The organism is Streptomyces pacificus (assembly GCF_011766325.1).
Classification (GTDB): domain Bacteria; phylum Actinomycetota; class Actinomycetes; order Streptomycetales; family Streptomycetaceae; genus Streptomyces; species Streptomyces pacificus.
Genome location: NZ_BLLG01000002.1, coordinates 255,658 through 271,538, shown reverse-complemented (window position 1 = coordinate 271,538; position 15,881 = coordinate 255,658). Strand labels below are relative to the sequence as shown.

Here is a 15,881-nt window from a genome sequence, read left to right as displayed (position 1 = left end):
TTCGATCCTGTGCCGGTACCACGGGTGGCGCGAGATGTGTGAACCAGGTGGGTGAACCGGGCGATCGAGCCCTCCCCGCCAGGGCATGGAAACTCCATTCCCCCTACCGGCGGCTGGAGCTGGAGCTACTGATGGAAGAACACATCGACGAGCGCGTACCGGTACTCATCGTGGGCGGCTCCCTGGTGGGGCTGTCCTCCTCGCTGTTCCTCGGCAGGCTCGGCGTCGCGCACATGCTGGTGGAGAGACACGCGGGCACGTCGAGGCATCCGCGCGGCCGGGGCAACAACGTCCGCACCATGGAGCTGTTCCGGGTGGCCGGGGCGGAACCGCTCATCCACCGGGCCGCGTCGCTCCTCGCGGGCAACCACGGCATCTTCCAGACCCCCTCGCTCCGCGGCGACGCCGGCGAGTGGCTGCTGAAGGAGATCGACCCCGGCAACGGGATCGCCCGGTTCAGCCCGTCCGGGTGGTGCGTGTGCAGTCAGAACGACCTCGAGCCCGTGCTGCTCGACTGCGCCCGCAAGCTCGGCGGCGACCTGCGCTACTCCACCGAGCTGATGTCGTTCGAGCAGGACGGGGACGGCGTCACCGCCGTGGTGCGGGACCGCGGCTCCGGGCGGCACAGGACCGTGCGCGCCGGCTACCTGATCGCGGCCGACGGGCCCCGCAGCCCGATCCGCCGGCAGCTCGGCATCGGCCAGACGGGGCACGGCGACCTGTTCCACAACGTCAGCATCACGTTCCGCTCGCGCGGGCTCGCGGACGTCGTCGGCGACCGGCGCTTCATCGTCTGCTACCTCACAGCCGAGGGCGCGGACGGGGCCCTGCTGCCGGTGGACAACACCGAGAACTGGGTCTTCCACGCACCCTGGCAGCCGGACACCGGCGAGACGCTGGAGGACTTCACCGACGAGCGCTGCGCCGCCCACATCCGCCGGGCCGTCGGCGCCCCGGACATCGACGTGGAGATCACCGGAAGGGCCCCCTGGCACGCCGCCGAGCGGGTCGCGGAGCGGTACGGCGGGGGCCGGGTCTTCCTCGCCGGGGACTCCGCCCACGAGATGTCACCCACCGGCGCCTTCGGCTCCAACACCGGCATCCAGGACGCCCACAACCTCGCCTGGAAGCTCGCCCTCGTCCTCGACGGCTCGGCCGGCCCCGGCCTGCTGTCCAGTTACGAGGCCGAGCGCCGCCCCGTGGCGGAGGCCACCAGCGAGCGCGCGTCGGCACGCTCGGCGGAGCACAGCCATCCCGGCTACACCCCCGGCCCCGAGATGGTCGGCGGACGCCAGCGGGGCATGCTCACGGTCGCCATGGGCTACCGCTACCCGCGCGGTGCCGTCGTCGGCGCCGATCCCGGCATGGCCGTCGTACCCGATCGGATGGATCTCTCGGGGGACCCCGGCACCCGTGCCCCGCACATGTGGCTGCACCCGCACGACACGACGCGGACGGTGTCCACGCTGGACCTGTACGAGCGCAACTTCGTGCTGCTCACCGGCTCCGGCGGCACACCGTGGCACACGGCGGCCGCCACGGTCGCCGAGAAGCTGTCCATCACCCTGGACGCCTACCGGATCGGCACGGAACCGCATGCGGAGCTCGTCCCCGAGTCGGGTGACTGGGCCGAACTGCACGGCACGACGGACGAGGGCGCCGTGGTGGTGCGCCCCGACGGCTTTGTGGCCTGGCGCGCGGCCGGTGCGGTGCGCGACCCGGAGACGGTCCTGCTCGACACGATGAAGGCCCTGCTCCACCGCCCCTGACCGGCGGGGCCCTCCCGGCGCTGCCGGCGGGGCCCCGCCCTGGGGGCCGCCGTGGCGGCAGCCGGTGCGGTCCGACCCCGGTCGGCCGCCCGCGCTCCGCCACGGCGGTCATCCCCGCCCGGCCACCGGCCGGCGGGCCGGTCCGATGCTCGCCCGCTCGATCAGCCCGGGGACCGGTGCCCGGACCGTCCGTGCGGGGGCTCCGTCGAGCAGGCCCACGAGCTCCCCCGCCGCGCTGCGGCCGAAGGAGACGGTGTCCCGTGAGAGGGCCGCCAGCCAGGGGTCGACCAGACGGCACAGCGCCGAGTCCTCCCAGGCGATGATCGACACGTCATCGGGCACGGCGCAGCCGAGACTCGTCGCCACGGCGACCCCGGCCACGGCCATCACGTCGTTGTCGTACACCAAAGCGGTCGGCGGTGCCTCGTCCGAGAGCACTCCGCGGGTGACCGCGGCGCCCTCCGCGTCCGAGTAGTCGGTGGTGACGGAGCGGACCTGGGTCAGCCCCAGCCGTTCGGCCTGGGCCCGCAGCGAGCGGATGCGGCGCTCGGTGTGGGCGAGGCCGGGCAGTCCGGCGATGTGTACGATGCGGCGGTGTCCCAGCGCATGGAGCCTGCCGACGACGCAGGCCATCGCAGCGGTGTCGTCCGCCCAGAGGGCGGACAGCCCCGGGCCGCCCTCCTCGGGGGCGCCGCCGATCACCACACCCGGCAGTCCCAGCTCGGCGAGCAGCACCGGCCGCGGGTCGTCGGAGCGCGGGTCGACGACGAGGACGCCGTCCACCCGGTGCTCGGCCCACCAGCGGCGGTAGACCGCGCACTCGGCGTCCAGATCCTCCACCACCTGGAACAGCAGGCCGAGGTGCCGTTCGGACAGCACCTCCTGGACTCCGGAGATCAGCTGGAGGAAGAACGAGTCGACGCCGAGTGTCCCCGCGGGCCGTGCGACCACCAGACCCACCGTCGCCGCGCCCTCGCCGGACAGTGCGCGGGCGGCGGTGCTCGGCCGCCAGCCCAGCTCGTCGGCGACCCGGCGCACCCGGTCGCGGGTGGCCTCGGAGACTCCCGGCCGGTCGTTGAGCGCGAAGGACACGGCGGTCTCGGAGACCCCGGCGCGGCGGGCGATGTCCTTCATCCTCGGCCGGCGGGCGGGGGAGCGCCCCCGCTGCGGCGCGTCCTCGGCGGACGGAGGATTCGCTGCCACCCGTGCTCCCTTCCCGGCCTCGATCAGTCCAGTGCACTAAAGCGCTTGAGTGGCTGAACTCTAAAGCGCATTAGTCGATCACGCAACCCTGCGTTCAAGCTTCTCTGAGCTGCGAAGATGTCAGGGAGGTGGAATTTTCTTCGCTCAGTGCATTGACTTTCTGCCGGAACGCGATGCAGGGTCTGCTCCCAGCGTCCGCGGCATCCCGTGCACCGGATGCAGCCCACGCCGGGCCGAGCAAAGGAGCCGATCCACCGTGCCTATCCCCCGCCGTACCGCCCGCAGAACCGCCGCCACCGCCGCCTTCCTCGCCGTCGTCCTCCCGCTCAGCGCCTGCCAGGGCGCGTCCGACACCGGGGGCGAGGCGGACGCCTCCGGCAAGGTCGAGGGCAGCATCACCTTCCAGACCTGGAACCTGCGGGCCGGCTTCAAGCCCTACTTCACCGATCTCATCGCCGACTTCGAGAAGGAGTACCCCGGCACCGAGGTCAAGTGGGTCGACCAGCCCGCCGAGGGCTACGCCGACAAGCTCAGCGCCGACGCCGCCGGCGGCACCCTCCCGGACGTCGTGAACGTCTCCCCCGATCTGCTGGCCCCGCTCGCCAAGGCCGGCCTCGCGCTCGACCTCGACCAGGCGGCCGCGAAGTACGAGAAGGAGTACCTGCCGGGCGCCTGGGCCGGCCACCGGGTCCCGGGCCTGGAGGGCACGTACGCCTTCCCGTGGTACCTCAACACCGGTCCGCTGTTCTACAACAAGCGCCTCTTCGAGGAGGCCGGACTCGACGCGGAGAAGCCCCCCACGACGTACGACGAGCTCTTCGAGCAGTCGCTGCGGATCGCCGAGAAGAGCAAGGGCGAGATCGCCACCCTGGCCAACATCCCCACCATCGAGGACTTCGGCCGCTACGGCGTGCAGCTGATGAACGAGGAGGGCACGGCCTTCACCTTCAACGACGCCAAGGGGGTCGAACTCCTGACCAAGTACAAGGAGTTGTACGACGCCAAGGCGCTCGACCCGCAGGCGCTCACCGCGACGCCCGAATCGGCGGGCAAGAAGTTCCTCACCGAGGCGGTGGCGATGAACCCGGGCTCCGCGCTGGACCTGGAGAAGTTCCGGAAGCAGGCCCCGACGCTGTACGACAACATCGGGATCACCGAGCAGATCAGCAACACCGGCAAGGACAACATGTACGTGATGGGCGTCATGGTGAACGCCAGGACCAAGCAGACGCCCGCCGCCGTCGCCTTCGCGCACTTCGTCACCGACGCGCAGCGCCAGATGGAGTTCGCCAAGCAGGTCGCCATCTTCCCGAGCACCGCGGGCTCCCTCGACGACCCGTACTTCACCAAGGAGGACGGCACCGACGCCACCAGGGTGCGCATCGCCGCGGCCAAGTCCCTGAAGACCGCGGTCAACTACACCCCGGTGCTGCTGAGCGAGCAGATGAAGACCGAGTTGCGCAACGCCGTCGCCAGGGCGCTCCAGGGCAAGGAGAGCCCCAAGGAAGCGCTTGACAACGCTGTCAACGCCTGCAACCGGCTGCTGAAGCAGAGCTGAGACCCGGACGAGCAAGGACCCGGCCATGACGACCCCCACCACCTCACCGGTTTCGACCCCCGGCAAGACGGCGAAGAGGCGCGCCCCGGGCGGCCGGCCGCCCGCCGGCCGCCCGCGGGGCGGAAGGAGCCGGATCAGACGGCAACTGCCCACGAGTCCCTGGCTGTTCGCGGCCCCGGGAATGCTGGTCGCCGGCGCGTTCAGCCTCTACCCGTTCCTCTCCACGGTGGCCAACTCCTTCACGGACCGACGGGCGCTGCTGCCCGGCAGCTTCGTCGGACTGGACAACTACCGGGAGATGCTCGGCGACGAGATGTTCTGGATCGGTCTGCGCAACAGCACGCTGTACGTGCTGGGCGTCGTGCCGGCGCTGGTCATCCTGCCGCTGCTGCTGGCGCTGCTCGTGGAGAAGCAGATCCCGGGCATCACGTTCTTCCGCTCCGCGTTCTACACCCCGGTCGTCGCCTCCATCGTGGTCGTCGGCCTGATCTGGGTGTGGCTGCTGGACGAACGCGGCCTGGTGAACTCGATGCTGGAGGTGGTGGGGGCCGGCCCGGTCGGCTTCCTCAGCGACCAGTGGCTGCTCCTGCTGAGCGCCATGGCGGTCACGGTCTGGAAGGGCCTCGGCTACTACATGATCATCTATCTGGCCGCACTGGGGAACGTCCCCCGCGAGCTCCACGAGGCGGCGTCCGTGGACGGCGCGGGAGCCGTACGCCGGTTCCTCACCGTCACGGTGCCCGCGGTCCGCTCCACCATGGTGCTGGTGGGTGCCCTCTCCTCGGTGGCCGCCTTCAAGGTCTTCTCCGAGGTGTACCTGATGGCGGGCCCCGACGGAGGCCCCGCGGGCGAGGACACCACCCTCGTCATGCTCGTCCAGCGCACCGGCACCGGGCTCTCCGGCCGGGTCGGCTACTCCGCGGCGATATCGGTGGTCGTCTTCGTCGTCACCGTCGCCCTGATGCTGCTGGTGCTGCGCGCCGACCGCAAGGAGGACGCATGAGCCGGCTCAAGGACCGCGCGGAGCGGCGGGAGGCGGGCGCGGCCGCCCCGGGCCGGCGCCGGAGCCGGGACACCGGCCGCCGGATGCCCGGGTGGGAGATCGCGCTGAGGTACGCGCTGCTGCTGGCGGTCCTCGCGCTGACCGTCGGACCGTTCCTGTGGCAGCTGTCCACCTCGCTCAAGGGGCCGCACGAGGACATCTTCGCCTCCCCGCCGTCCTTCCTTCCCGAACAGCCCACGTTCGACAACTACGCCCGCGTCGCCGAGACCATCCCCGTGTGGGACTACGCCCTCAACTCGCTCACCGTCGCGGTCGTCAACGTCGTGGCCAACTGCGCGGGCGCCGCCCTCGCCGGCTACGCCCTCGCCCGGCTGCGCTACCGGGGCCGCAGGGCCGCCACGCTCGTGTTCATCCTGGCGATGCTCGTGCCCGTCGAGGGCATCATCATCGCCCTGTTCACGACCATGCGCGGGCTCGGACTCAACGACACCCTCGCCGGTGTGGTGCTGCCGCTGTCGATCTCCGCGCTGAACGTGCTGCTGATGCGCAACGCCTTCCTCAACCTGCCCTACGAGGTGGAAGAGGCGGCGTTCGTCGACGGCGCGAACGTCTGGCAGCGGTTCGTCCGGATCGCGCTGCCCTCGGTCAAGGGCACCCTGGCGGTCGTCGCCATCCTCTCCTTCATGGGCGCCTGGGACGACTTCCTCTGGCCGCTGATCGTGCTCAGCGACCCGCAGAACTTCACCCTCACCATCGGGCTCAACTACCTGCACGGCACCTTCGCCGACGACGAACGCCTCGTCGCGGCCGGCACGATCATCGCCGTACTGCCGCTGGTCGTCCTGTTCGCCTGCCTCCAGCGCTACTTCTTCCGCGGCGTGGGAGAGGGAGCCGTCAAGGGCTGATGCACCGTCAACACGACAGGGCCGCCGCAGCGGCGGCCCTGCCCCGACCCTCCGAGGAGCCTCGGACGTCCATGTCCTCACGCGTGCGCTTCGGCGCCAACTACACCCCGAGCCGGGGATGGTTCCACCACTGGCTCGACTTCGACCTCGACACCGTACGGGCCGACCTGGACTCCGTCGCGGCACTGGGTCTGGACCACGTCCGGGTCTTCCCGCTCTGGCCCGTCTTCCAGCCCAACCGCACCCTGATCCGCCCGCGGGCCGTGGAACAGCTCGTCCAGCTCGCCGACGCCGCCGCGGAGCGCGGGCTCGACGTCAACGTCGACGGGCTCCAGGGGCACCTGTCGAGCTTCGACTTCCTGCCGTCGTGGACGCAGACCTGGCACCGCCGCAACATCTTCACCGACCCCGACGTGGTGGCGGGCCAGGCCGCGTATCTGCGCACCCTCGCCCAGGCCCTCGCCGACCGGCCCAACTTCATCGGCATGACCGTCGGCAACGAGGTCAACCAGTTCTCCGCAGGACCGCACCCCGACCCCGACCGGATCACACCGGCGCAGGCGGAGCAGTGGCTCGGCGCCCTGCTGGCCGCCTGCGAGGAGGGCGCGCCCGGGAGACTGCACCTGCACGCCGAGTACGACGCCGCCTGGTACCAGGACGACCAGCCGTTCACGCCCGCGCACTCGGCCCGGCTGGGCGCCGTCACCGCCGTGCACTCCTGGGTCTTCAACGGCACGGCGCAGCGCCACGGCCGCACCGGGACGGCGACCGAGCAGCACGCCGCGTACCTCGTCGAACTCTCCAAGGCGTGGGCGGACGAGCCGCACCGCCCGGTGTGGCTGCAGGAGGTCGGCGCGCCCGCACCGCTGGTCCCCGCCGAGCACGCGGCCGCCTTCACCGAGGCGACCGTCGCCAACGTCCTCGACTGCGAGGACCTGTGGGGCGTCACCTGGTGGTGCTCGCACGACGTGTCGCGCTCGCTGGCGGACTTCCCCGAACTCGAGTACAGCCTGGGCCTGATGACCAGCGACCGCGAGGTCAAGCCGATCGGGCGGGCCATCGCCCGCATCGTCCGCGAGCAGCGGGAGCACCCGCACCGGCCGGCCCCCCGGACCACCGCGCTCGTCGTCGACGCGGGCGAGGAGGACGGCCCCCGGCGGCGCTCGGTCTGCGCCCCGGGCGGCGCCGTCTTCGAGGCCTTCGCCCGGCTCACCGCGGAGGGGGCCAGGCCCGCCGCCGTCCTGGCAGGACGGGCCGCCGACCCCGGGCACCTCGCCGCCCGGGGCATCACCGAGGTGGTCACCCCGGAGGAGGTCCGGTGACGCCCCCGGCCACCGGCGGCGGCCGTGGTGCCGGCCGCCGGCCGCCGACCCCCGGGGGCAGCGGCCGGCCGGCCGCCCGGCGCCCGATCACGGGAGGGGGGACGTGCCCGGGCCCGGCGCCGTCCCGTACCGTCCCTGAGCAGCCGACCCGCAGCGCGGAGACCGCTCCCGCACCGCACCGTCCCTCGTCAGCCACCGACACGGAGCACACCATGACCCAGCCCATCGCCCCCCGCCGCCGCAGCGTGGTCATCGCGGGAGCGGCGGGTGCCGCGGCCGCCCTCCTCCCCCTGGGGCGGGCCGCCGCCGCGCCGCGCGCCGGCAGCACCGCCGAGGCCGCGGCGACCGGGGACCTCCGGCCGCACGCCTCCTACTGGTTCCCCGACTCGCTGCCCGCCGGGACCCCCGGCGAGGGCGTCACCTGGCGCAGCCTCAGCACCTGGCGGGCCGAGGACGACCCGGACCTGCCCTTCAACACCGCGGCCGTGCCGCTGGCCCCGCGCTTCACACCCGTCCCGCCGAACCGCACGGCACGCACCGGCCAGGCCCGCGTCCAGTCGCTGGTGTCCTTCGGGCACACCTCAAGCAACCCCTCCCAGGGCGCGCCGACCGCCGACCACTACGCACTGACGCACTGGGCGTACCTCGACGAACTCGTCTTCTGGGGCGGCTCGGCGGGGGAGGGCCTGATCCTGGCCCCGAACGCTCCCGTCGTGGACGCCGCCCACCGCCACGGCGTCCCCGTCCTCGGCACCGTGTTCCTGCCGCCCGTGCACTGGGGCGGCGACCTGCGGTGGACGCGCGACCTGGTGCAGCGCGACTCCCTGGGCCGCTTCCCCCTCGCCGCGAAGCTGGTCGAGGTCGCCACCGCCCACGGCTTCGACGGCTGGTTCGTCAACGCGGAGACGGAGGGCGGCGACGCGGCCCTCGGCGCCGAGATGCTCGCCTTCGTGCGGGACCTCAAAGCCCGCGGCGAGTCCGCCGGGCTGCGCGTCACCTGGTACGACGCGATGACGGCCGGCGGCACGGTGTCCTGGCAGGGCGCGCTCAACGAGCGCAACCAGGACTTCTTCCGGACCGCCGACTCGATGTTCGTGGACTTCCGCTGGACACCGTCCCGGCTCGCGTCCTCCGCCACCCGCGCGGCCGCGCTCGACCGCAGCCGCTACGCGTTGTGGGCCGGGGTCGACGTCGAGGCGAACGGCTGGAACAAGGCCGTCGACTGGGACGCGATCATCCCCCGCGACCGGGACCACGTCGTCTCCTACGGCTTCTACCGCCCCGAGTGGACCCGCAACCACCTCCCCGCGGGCCGTACCCCGGGCCAGTTCCACGCCGCCGACGACCGCTTCTGGACCGGGCAGTCGCTCGACCCGTCCGTCCCGGACGGCGACAGCGGATGGCGCGCCCCGGCGACCGCCGTCGCCGACCGCTCCACCGTCACCGCACTGCCGTTCGCCACGACCTTCAACACCGGACACGGACTGCGCTGGTACGAGGAGGGCACCGTCACCTCCGGCAGCGAGTGGAACCACCTCGGCCTCCAGGACAGGCTGCCGGGCCGCCGATGGGTCGTACGGACCGAAGGCCGCCGCCCGGCCGTCTCCTTCGACTTCGCCGACGCCTGGCGCGGCGGCAGCAGCGTCCTGGTCGCCGGCCCGCTCGACGCCCCGGCGACGGTCGAGCTCTACGCGACCCGGCTGCCGCTCGGCCCCGGCACCGTCGTCGAGCTCGCCCACCGGGCGGACGAGGGCCCCGTCACCGTCGAACTCGCCGTCGCCACCCGGGAGCCGGACCAGCCCGGCGACCCGGTCCCGTACACCTACGTGCCCGCCGGGACCCTGCCCGGCGGCAGCGGCTGGACGACCGCGGCCCTGCGGCTGAACGGCCTCTCGGGCGAGCTGCACGCCCTCGGGGTCCGGCTCACCGGCGACGGCACCGTGGCCTACCGGCTCGGCGGACTGGCGGTGCGGAACGAAACCGCATCGCCCGCCTCCCCGGCCGAGCTCCTCGTCACCGGCAGCGCCACCGACGACGAGGGCACCGGGCTGCGGCTGCGCTGGACCGCGGCACCCGGCCCCCTGCGCCACTACGAACTGCACCGCGTCCTCCCCGACGGCACCCGGCGCTTCCTCGGCGGCACCTGCCAGACCGCGTTCCACGTCGCCGGGCTGCGCCCGGAGCCGGGCGAACCGGCCCTGCGCATCGAGGTCCGCGCCGTCGGCGAGCTCTACACGGCCTCCGCCGCCGCATCCGCCGTCCACCCCTGGTGACGGCCCGCACCCCCCGCACCCCGACCCCTTACGGAGCAGAACCCCATGCATGACGACCGCAGCCTGGTCGAGGCCCGACTCAAGCGCGTCCTCGACGAGCGCATCCGACCCGCCGTGTACTCCGCGTCCGTCCCGCTGGACGTGGCCGTGTGGAACGCCCCCGGTGAGCCCGTACCGGTCGAGGAGGGGCTGGCCGCCGACCCGTCGCCGATCGCGGTCGGCACGAGATGGGGCGCGCCGTGGGGGACCAGCTGGTTCCGGGTCACCGGGACCGTCCCCGCGGCCTGGGCAGGCCGGACCGTCGAGGCGGTCCTCGACCTCGGCTTCGACGAGAACATGCCGGGGTTCCAGTGCGAAGGGCTCGTCTACCGGCCCGACGGCACCCCGGTGAAGGGGCTGAACCCGCGCAACCAGTGGGTCCGGATCGGGGCGCCCGTCGAAGGCGGCGAGGAGGTGCGGCTGCACATCGAGGCGGCGTCCAACCCGGTCATCCTCGACTACCACCCCTTCCTCCCCACCCCGCTGGGCGACAAGGAGACCGCCGGCAGCGAGCCGCAGTACCGGCTGGCCCGGATGGACCTCGCCGTCTTCGAGGAGAGCGTCTGGCAGCTGGTGATGGACCTCGAGGTGCTGGGCGAGCTGATGGCGGAGCTCCCCGCGGACTCCGCCCGGCGCTTCGAGATCCTGCGGGCGGTGGACCGGGCCCTGGACGCCGTCGACCTCCAGGACGTCCCCGGCACGGCCGCCGCCGCCCGGGCCTGCCTGGAGCAGGTGCTGGCCACCCCCGCCGAGCCCTCGGCGCACCGCATCAGCGCCGTCGGGCACGCGCACATCGACTCCGCCTGGCTGTGGCCGCTCCGGGAGACCGTACGCAAGGTCGCCCGCACCACCTCCAACATGACGGCCCTCCTGGAGGACGAACCGGACTTCGTCTTCGCCATGTCGCAGGCGCAGCAGTGGGCCTGGGTCAAGGAGCACCGGCCCGAGGTGTGGGCCAGGGTGAAGAAGGCCGTCGCCGACGGCCGGTTCGTGCCGGCGGGCGGCATGTGGGTGGAGTCCGACACCAACATGCCCGGCTCGGAGGCGATGGCCCGTCAGTTCGTGCACGGCAAGCGGTTCTTCCTGGACGAGTTCGGCATCGAGAACGACGAGGCCTGGCTCCCCGACACCTTCGGGTTCGCCGCGGGACTGCCCCAGATCATCAAGGCGGCCGGCTCCAAGTGGCTGCTCACCCAGAAGATCTCGTGGTCGCAGACGAACAAGTTCCCCCACCACACCTTCCGTTGGGAGGGCATCGACGGGACCCGGATCTTCACCCACTTCCCGCCGGTGGACACCTACAACTGCTCCATGAAGGGCAGCGAGATCGCGCACGCCGCGCGGAACTTCAAGGACAAGGGAGTCGCCCGGCACTCGCTGGCGCCGACCGGCTGGGGCGACGGAGGAGGCGGCACCACCCGGGAGATGGTGGCCAAGGCGGCCCGGATGCGGGACCTGGAGGGCGCGGCGACGGTGGTCTGGGAGACCCCGGAGGCGTTCTTCACCAAGGCCGAGGCCGAGTACGCCGATCCGCCGGTATGGGTGGGGGAGCTGTACCTCGAACTGCACCGGGCGACGCTCACCAGCCAGGCGAGGACCAAGCAGGGCAACCGCCGCTCCGAGCACCTGCTGCGCGAGGCCGAGCTGTGGGCCGCGACGGCCGCGGTGCGCACCGGGTTCCGCTACCCGTACGAGCAGCTGGACCGGATCTGGAAGACGGTGCTGCTGCACCAGTTCCACGACATCCTCCCCGGTTCCTCCATCGCCTGGGTGCACCGCGAGGCCGAGAAGACGTACGCGGCGGTCGCCGGCGAGCTGAACGCCGTCGTCGACGCCGCCCAGCGGGCACTCGCCGGCCACGGAACCGCCGAACTCGTCTTCAACCCGGCCCCGCACGCCCGCCACGGCGTCCCCGCGGGCGGCGCCGGACGGCCGGCCGGCGGCGGCGAGGCGCACCTGCGGCCGCGCGAGGGCGGCGGGTACGTCCTCGGCAACGGGCTGCTCAGGGTGGAGATCGACGAACGCGGCCTCGTCGTCTCGGCGTACGACATCGGTGCCGAACGCGAGGCGGTCGCGCCCGGTGCCGCCGCCAACCTGCTCCAGCTGCACCCCGACTTCCCGAACATGTGGGATGCCTGGGACGTGGACGAGTTCTACCGCAACACCGGCACGGACCTGGTGGAGGCCGACCTGGTGGAGCCCGCCGGAGAGGAGGCGGGCGCCGGCGCGGCCGCGGTGCGGATCGTGCGCTCCTTCGGGTCGTCCAGGGCGACCCAGGTGCTGTCGCTCGCCCCGGGCGCCAAGCGGCTCGACATCGACACCGAAGTCGACTGGCACGAGACCGAGAAGTTCCTCAAGCTGGCCTTCCCGCTCGATGTGCACGCCGAGCGCTACGCCTCCGAGACCCAGTTCGGCCACTTCCACCGGGCGACGCACACCAACACCAGCTGGGAGGCGGCCAAGTTCGAGGCCTGCAACCACCGCTTCGTCCACATCGGCGAGCCCGACTGGGGCGTCGCACTGGTCAACGACTCCACGTACGGCCACGACGTGACCCGTACCGTCCGTGCCGCCGACTCCGGGACGACGACCACGTTCCGGGCGTCCCTGCTGCGCGCCCCGCGCTTCCCCGATCCGCAGACCGACCAGGGCGTCCACCGCTTCCGCCACGCTCTCGCGCCGGGTGCGGCGATCGGCGACGCGGTACGCGAGGGGTACCGCGTGAACCTCCCGGAGCGGCGGGTGACGGGCGCGGACGCCGCCGTCGCACCGCTGGTCGAGGTGGACGACGACGCCGTGGTGGTGACCGCGGTCAAGCTCGCGGACGACGGAAGCGGCGATGTGGTGGTCCGCTTCCACGAGTCCCGGGGCGGGCGCGCCCGCGCGACGCTGACGGCGGGCTTCCCGCTCGCCGCGGCGGTGGCCACGGACCTGCTCGAGCGTCCGCTGGCCGAGGGCGGCGCGGTGGAGCGCGCCGGCGACGCGGTGTCCCTGGCCCTGCGCCCGTTCGAGCTCGTGACGCTCCGGCTGACCAGGGCCTGAGCGGGGTCCGGCGAGGGGACGAAGGACACCGCGAGGGGAGGGCCGGTGCGCATCCGGCGCGCCGGCCCCTGCCCACTCGGGCCCCTGCCCGCTCGGGCCGCGGCCCTTCGCCGGCCCCTCCGGTCCAGCCGGGCCCGGGTGCCGTCGTAGCGGAGCAGCAGCAAGGCCACGTCGTCGTCGCGCCGGTTCACGTCCGCGACGAGTTCGTCGGCCACCCGCCCGGCGTCGGAGGGGTCGGCCGCGGCGAGCGGGTCGCACAGCCGGCGCACCCCTCCTCCACGGGCAGGGCCGCCGACTCCACCAGACCGTCCGTCACCAGCGCCGGCAGGGTGCCGGGCACCAGACCCGCCTCCGTCATCGGGTACTCCTGGCCGGCCGGAACACCCAGTGGCGGCCCGCCCCCCACCGGCAGTTCCCCGGTGCTGCCGTCGGGGTGGCGGATCACCGGATGCAGAGGGCCCGCCCGCACCAGCCGGGCGGTGCCCTCCTCCATGCTGTCGAGCCCGGGAGAGTGGGGGCGCAGGGCGGGACACGCCCTCGGCCGCTCCGGTGTGCGTGGGACCCTACCGGGCGGGGCCGTGCCGGATCACCTGTTCCGACCAGATGGTCTTGCCGTCTCCGGTGGTCCGGGTGCCCCACCGGTCGCTGAGCTGCATGATGATGAACAGTCCACGGCCCCCTTCGTCCGTCTCGGTGGCATGGCGCATATGCGGTGAGGTACTGCTGGTGTCGGAGACCTCGCAGATCAGCGAGCGGTCGAGGATCACCCGCAGCCTGATCGGGCCTCGCCCGTAGCGGATCGCGTTGGACAGCAGCTCGCTGACGATCAGTTCGGTGGTGGAGACGGCGTCCGGCATGTCCCACGCCTGGAGCTGGTGCTCGATCAGTCGGCGGGCGGTGGAGACGACCGAGGCGTCCCGGGGCAGGGTCCAGCTGGTGACCCGGTCGGCGGGCAGGGCACGGGTCCGGGCGAGCAGCAGTACCGCGTCCTCCCGCGGCAGTCGCGGCACCAGCTCGTAGACCGCGGAGTCGCAGAGCCGGGCGAGGCACTCCTCGGGCCGGGCGAGGATCCGGTGCAGCCGTTCCTGGGGCGTCGGCCCGTCCCGGCCACCGGTGTTCACCAGCCCGTTGGTGTAGAGCGCCAGCAGGGTGGACTCCTCGAGCACGGTGGTCGCGGACGCGTAGCCGCCGCCTCCCGCGCCGAGCGGCGGCCCGTCGGGTACGCCGAAGTCCAGCGCCGAGCCGTCCGGCCCCAGCATCACGGGGAGGGGATGGCCGGCCCGGGCGGCGGTGCACGCCCGGGACACCGGGTCGTAGACCACGCAGACGCAGGTGGCGAGGTGGTCGTGGGTCGTCTCGTCGTCCTGGCCGACGGGCGCACGCGTCCGGGTGAGGAAACCGGCCGTCTCGTCGAGCCGGCCGAGCAGTTCACCGGGCTCCAGGTCCTGCAGCGCGAGCGTCCGCAGGGCGGTGCGCAGCTGCCCCATGGTGGCGGCGGCCTCGATGCCGTGCCCGGCGACATCGCCCACGACCAGGGCGACCCTGGCACCGGACAGCGGGATGACGTCGTACCAGTCGCCTCCGGCGCTCTCGGGGAGATACACGCAGGCCGTGTCCACCGCGGTCAGCTCGGGCGGCCGCCCCGGCATCAGCCCCTGCTGCAGCGCTCTGGCCACGGTGCGCTCCCGGGCGAAACTGCAGGCGTTGTCGAGGTGCACGGCCGCCTTGGCCATCAGTTCCGCCGCCAGCGCGAGATCCGTGTCCTCGAACGGCTCGGGACGCGAGAAGCGGTACAGGGCAGCGACTCCCAGCACCGTCTCCCGCAGCGCCAGCGGCACCACCACGAGGGAGTGGACACCCGCCGACACGATGGGATCCCCCCGCGAGGGGTCGGCGCCCAGCCAGGCGTCGCCCGCGTCGACGCCGGTGATCAGGCGCGGTGCCAGGTCGTTCAGCACCTGCGAGTACGGGGTGTGGGGGCCGAACGTGTTCAGCCCGCCCTTCGGCGGCCCCCGCTCGTCGCCGAGGACGCTCCGGAACGCGGCCCGGCGCAGCGGCGTGTCCGCGGGTACGGCACCGGGCCGCAGCGGGCGCCCGCGCAGCGCGTCGTCCAGGAGGTCCACCGCCGCGGCGTCGGCGAGCCCGGGGACGAGCACGTCCACGAGCTCCCCGGCCGTGCGGTACGCGTCGAGACTGGTGCCGATGGACTCCCGGGCCGAGTTCAGCAGCGCGAGCCGCCCGAGGGCCGCCTCGCGCTCCGTGACGTTCTCGACGACGACCGCAAGGCCGAGCGGCTCGCCGTCGGCCTCCTCAAGGCGGAACAGCGACAGCGAGACGGTCATGTCCCGGTCGGGGTGGGCCGGGGACCTGCCGGTGAACAGCCGGTCGCGGACGACCGCGCCCGTGCGCAGCGCCTCCTCCGCCAGCGCGGCGACCGGTTCGTCCGTGCGGCCCTCCACGAGCTCGGCGACGGTCCTGCCCAGGATCCGCTCGGGGGGGATGCCGTGCACCCCGGGCGCGGCACTGTTGAAGCGGACGACCCGCAGCTCGGCGTCACACAGGTACAGGCCGAACGGTGCCTGTGTGAAGAGGGCGTCGAGGATGGCCGATTCCCGCCGCGCGTCGTCTCCGTCCACATACCCACGATCGCCCCTGATGAGCCGGGGGCAAGTCGGCGCGTCCCACGGCCCGCAACGGGTGCCCCGAGCCGGGGGCGGCCGCGGCCGCCCCCGCAGCGCCCCCGTGCCCGGTGGGGCCCCCGTCGCCT

The 15,881-nt window shown here is 73.1% G+C and carries 9 protein-coding genes and 1 pseudogene; 7 read left to right on the top strand and 3 right to left on the bottom strand.

Going from position 1 to position 15,881, the window contains the following annotated elements; genetic code table 11:
- The first annotated feature begins 131 nt into the window (after positions 1–131).
- Positions 132–1,769, top strand: a complete 1,638-nt coding sequence (locus SCWH03_RS04050) for an FAD-dependent oxidoreductase (protein WP_173261891.1) — start codon at positions 132–134, stop codon at positions 1,767–1,769.
- Between the two features lie 108 nt (positions 1,770–1,877).
- On the opposite strand, the gene SCWH03_RS04045 is transcribed toward SCWH03_RS04050, so the two are convergent.
- Positions 1,878–2,972: a LacI family DNA-binding transcriptional regulator gene (locus SCWH03_RS04045; protein ID WP_254076547.1), complete on the bottom strand. Its 1,095-nt coding sequence runs from the start codon at positions 2,970–2,972 to the stop codon at positions 1,878–1,880.
- Between the two features lie 256 nt (positions 2,973–3,228).
- On the opposite strand from SCWH03_RS04045, the gene SCWH03_RS04040 reads away from it, so the two are divergent.
- The 6 genes from SCWH03_RS04040 to SCWH03_RS04015 all read left to right on the top strand — a co-directional run bounded on the left by SCWH03_RS04040 (position 3,229) and on the right by SCWH03_RS04015 (position 13,114).
- Positions 3,229–4,530 carry an ABC transporter substrate-binding protein gene (locus tag SCWH03_RS04040; protein ID WP_173261888.1) on the top strand — a complete coding sequence of 434 codons (1,302 nt, stop codon included), beginning with the start codon at positions 3,229–3,231 and terminating at the stop codon, positions 4,528–4,530.
- A 25-nt stretch (positions 4,531–4,555) separates the two neighbouring features.
- Positions 4,556–5,533 (top strand): carbohydrate ABC transporter permease, encoded by a 978-nt coding sequence (locus tag SCWH03_RS04035; protein ID WP_173261885.1) that lies wholly within the window; start codon positions 4,556–4,558, stop codon positions 5,531–5,533.
- The gene (locus SCWH03_RS04030; RefSeq protein ID WP_173261882.1) at positions 5,530–6,438 is read left to right on the top strand and encodes a carbohydrate ABC transporter permease; all 909 of its coding nucleotides are present in this window, start codon (positions 5,530–5,532) and stop codon (positions 6,436–6,438) included. The genes SCWH03_RS04035 and SCWH03_RS04030 overlap by 4 nt, the downstream gene beginning before the upstream one ends.
- A gap of 71 nt (positions 6,439–6,509) precedes the next feature.
- Positions 6,510–7,760: a glycoside hydrolase 5 family protein gene (locus tag SCWH03_RS04025; protein ID WP_173261879.1), complete on the top strand. Its 1,251-nt coding sequence runs from the start codon at positions 6,510–6,512 to the stop codon at positions 7,758–7,760.
- Positions 7,761–7,972: 212 nt separating this feature from the next.
- A complete protein-coding gene (locus SCWH03_RS04020; protein ID WP_173261876.1) occupies positions 7,973–10,033 on the top strand; it encodes an endo-beta-N-acetylglucosaminidase in 2,061 nt (686 codons plus the stop codon).
- A gap of 45 nt (positions 10,034–10,078) precedes the next feature.
- Entirely contained in the window at positions 10,079–13,114 is a 3,036-nt protein-coding gene (locus SCWH03_RS04015) for an alpha-mannosidase (protein ID WP_173261874.1), read from the top strand.
- Between the two features lie 128 nt (positions 13,115–13,242).
- Here SCWH03_RS04015 and SCWH03_RS04010 read toward each other — a convergent pair.
- Positions 13,243–13,607 (bottom strand): annotated as a pseudogene (locus SCWH03_RS04010) (PP2C family protein-serine/threonine phosphatase); the annotation flags it as partial.
- A 70-nt stretch (positions 13,608–13,677) separates the two neighbouring features.
- Positions 13,678–15,750 (bottom strand): ATP-binding SpoIIE family protein phosphatase, encoded by a 2,073-nt coding sequence (locus SCWH03_RS04005; protein WP_173261871.1) that lies wholly within the window; start codon positions 15,748–15,750, stop codon positions 13,678–13,680.
- Between the last annotated feature and the right edge of the window lie 131 nt (positions 15,751–15,881).

Coding starts and splice junctions, on each gene's coding strand:
- SCWH03_RS04015 (WP_173261874.1), top strand. CDS start 10,079: ATGCATGACGACCGCAGCCTGGTCGAGGCCCGACTCAAGCGCGTCCTC.
- SCWH03_RS04025 (WP_173261879.1), top strand. CDS start 6,510: ATGTCCTCACGCGTGCGCTTCGGCGCCAACTACACCCCGAGCCGGGGA.
- SCWH03_RS04050 (WP_173261891.1), top strand. CDS start 132: ATGGAAGAACACATCGACGAGCGCGTACCGGTACTCATCGTGGGCGGC.
- SCWH03_RS04020 (WP_173261876.1), top strand. CDS start 7,973: ATGACCCAGCCCATCGCCCCCCGCCGCCGCAGCGTGGTCATCGCGGGA.
- SCWH03_RS04030 (WP_173261882.1), top strand. CDS start 5,530: ATGAGCCGGCTCAAGGACCGCGCGGAGCGGCGGGAGGCGGGCGCGGCC.
- SCWH03_RS04035 (WP_173261885.1), top strand. CDS start 4,556: ATGACGACCCCCACCACCTCACCGGTTTCGACCCCCGGCAAGACGGCG.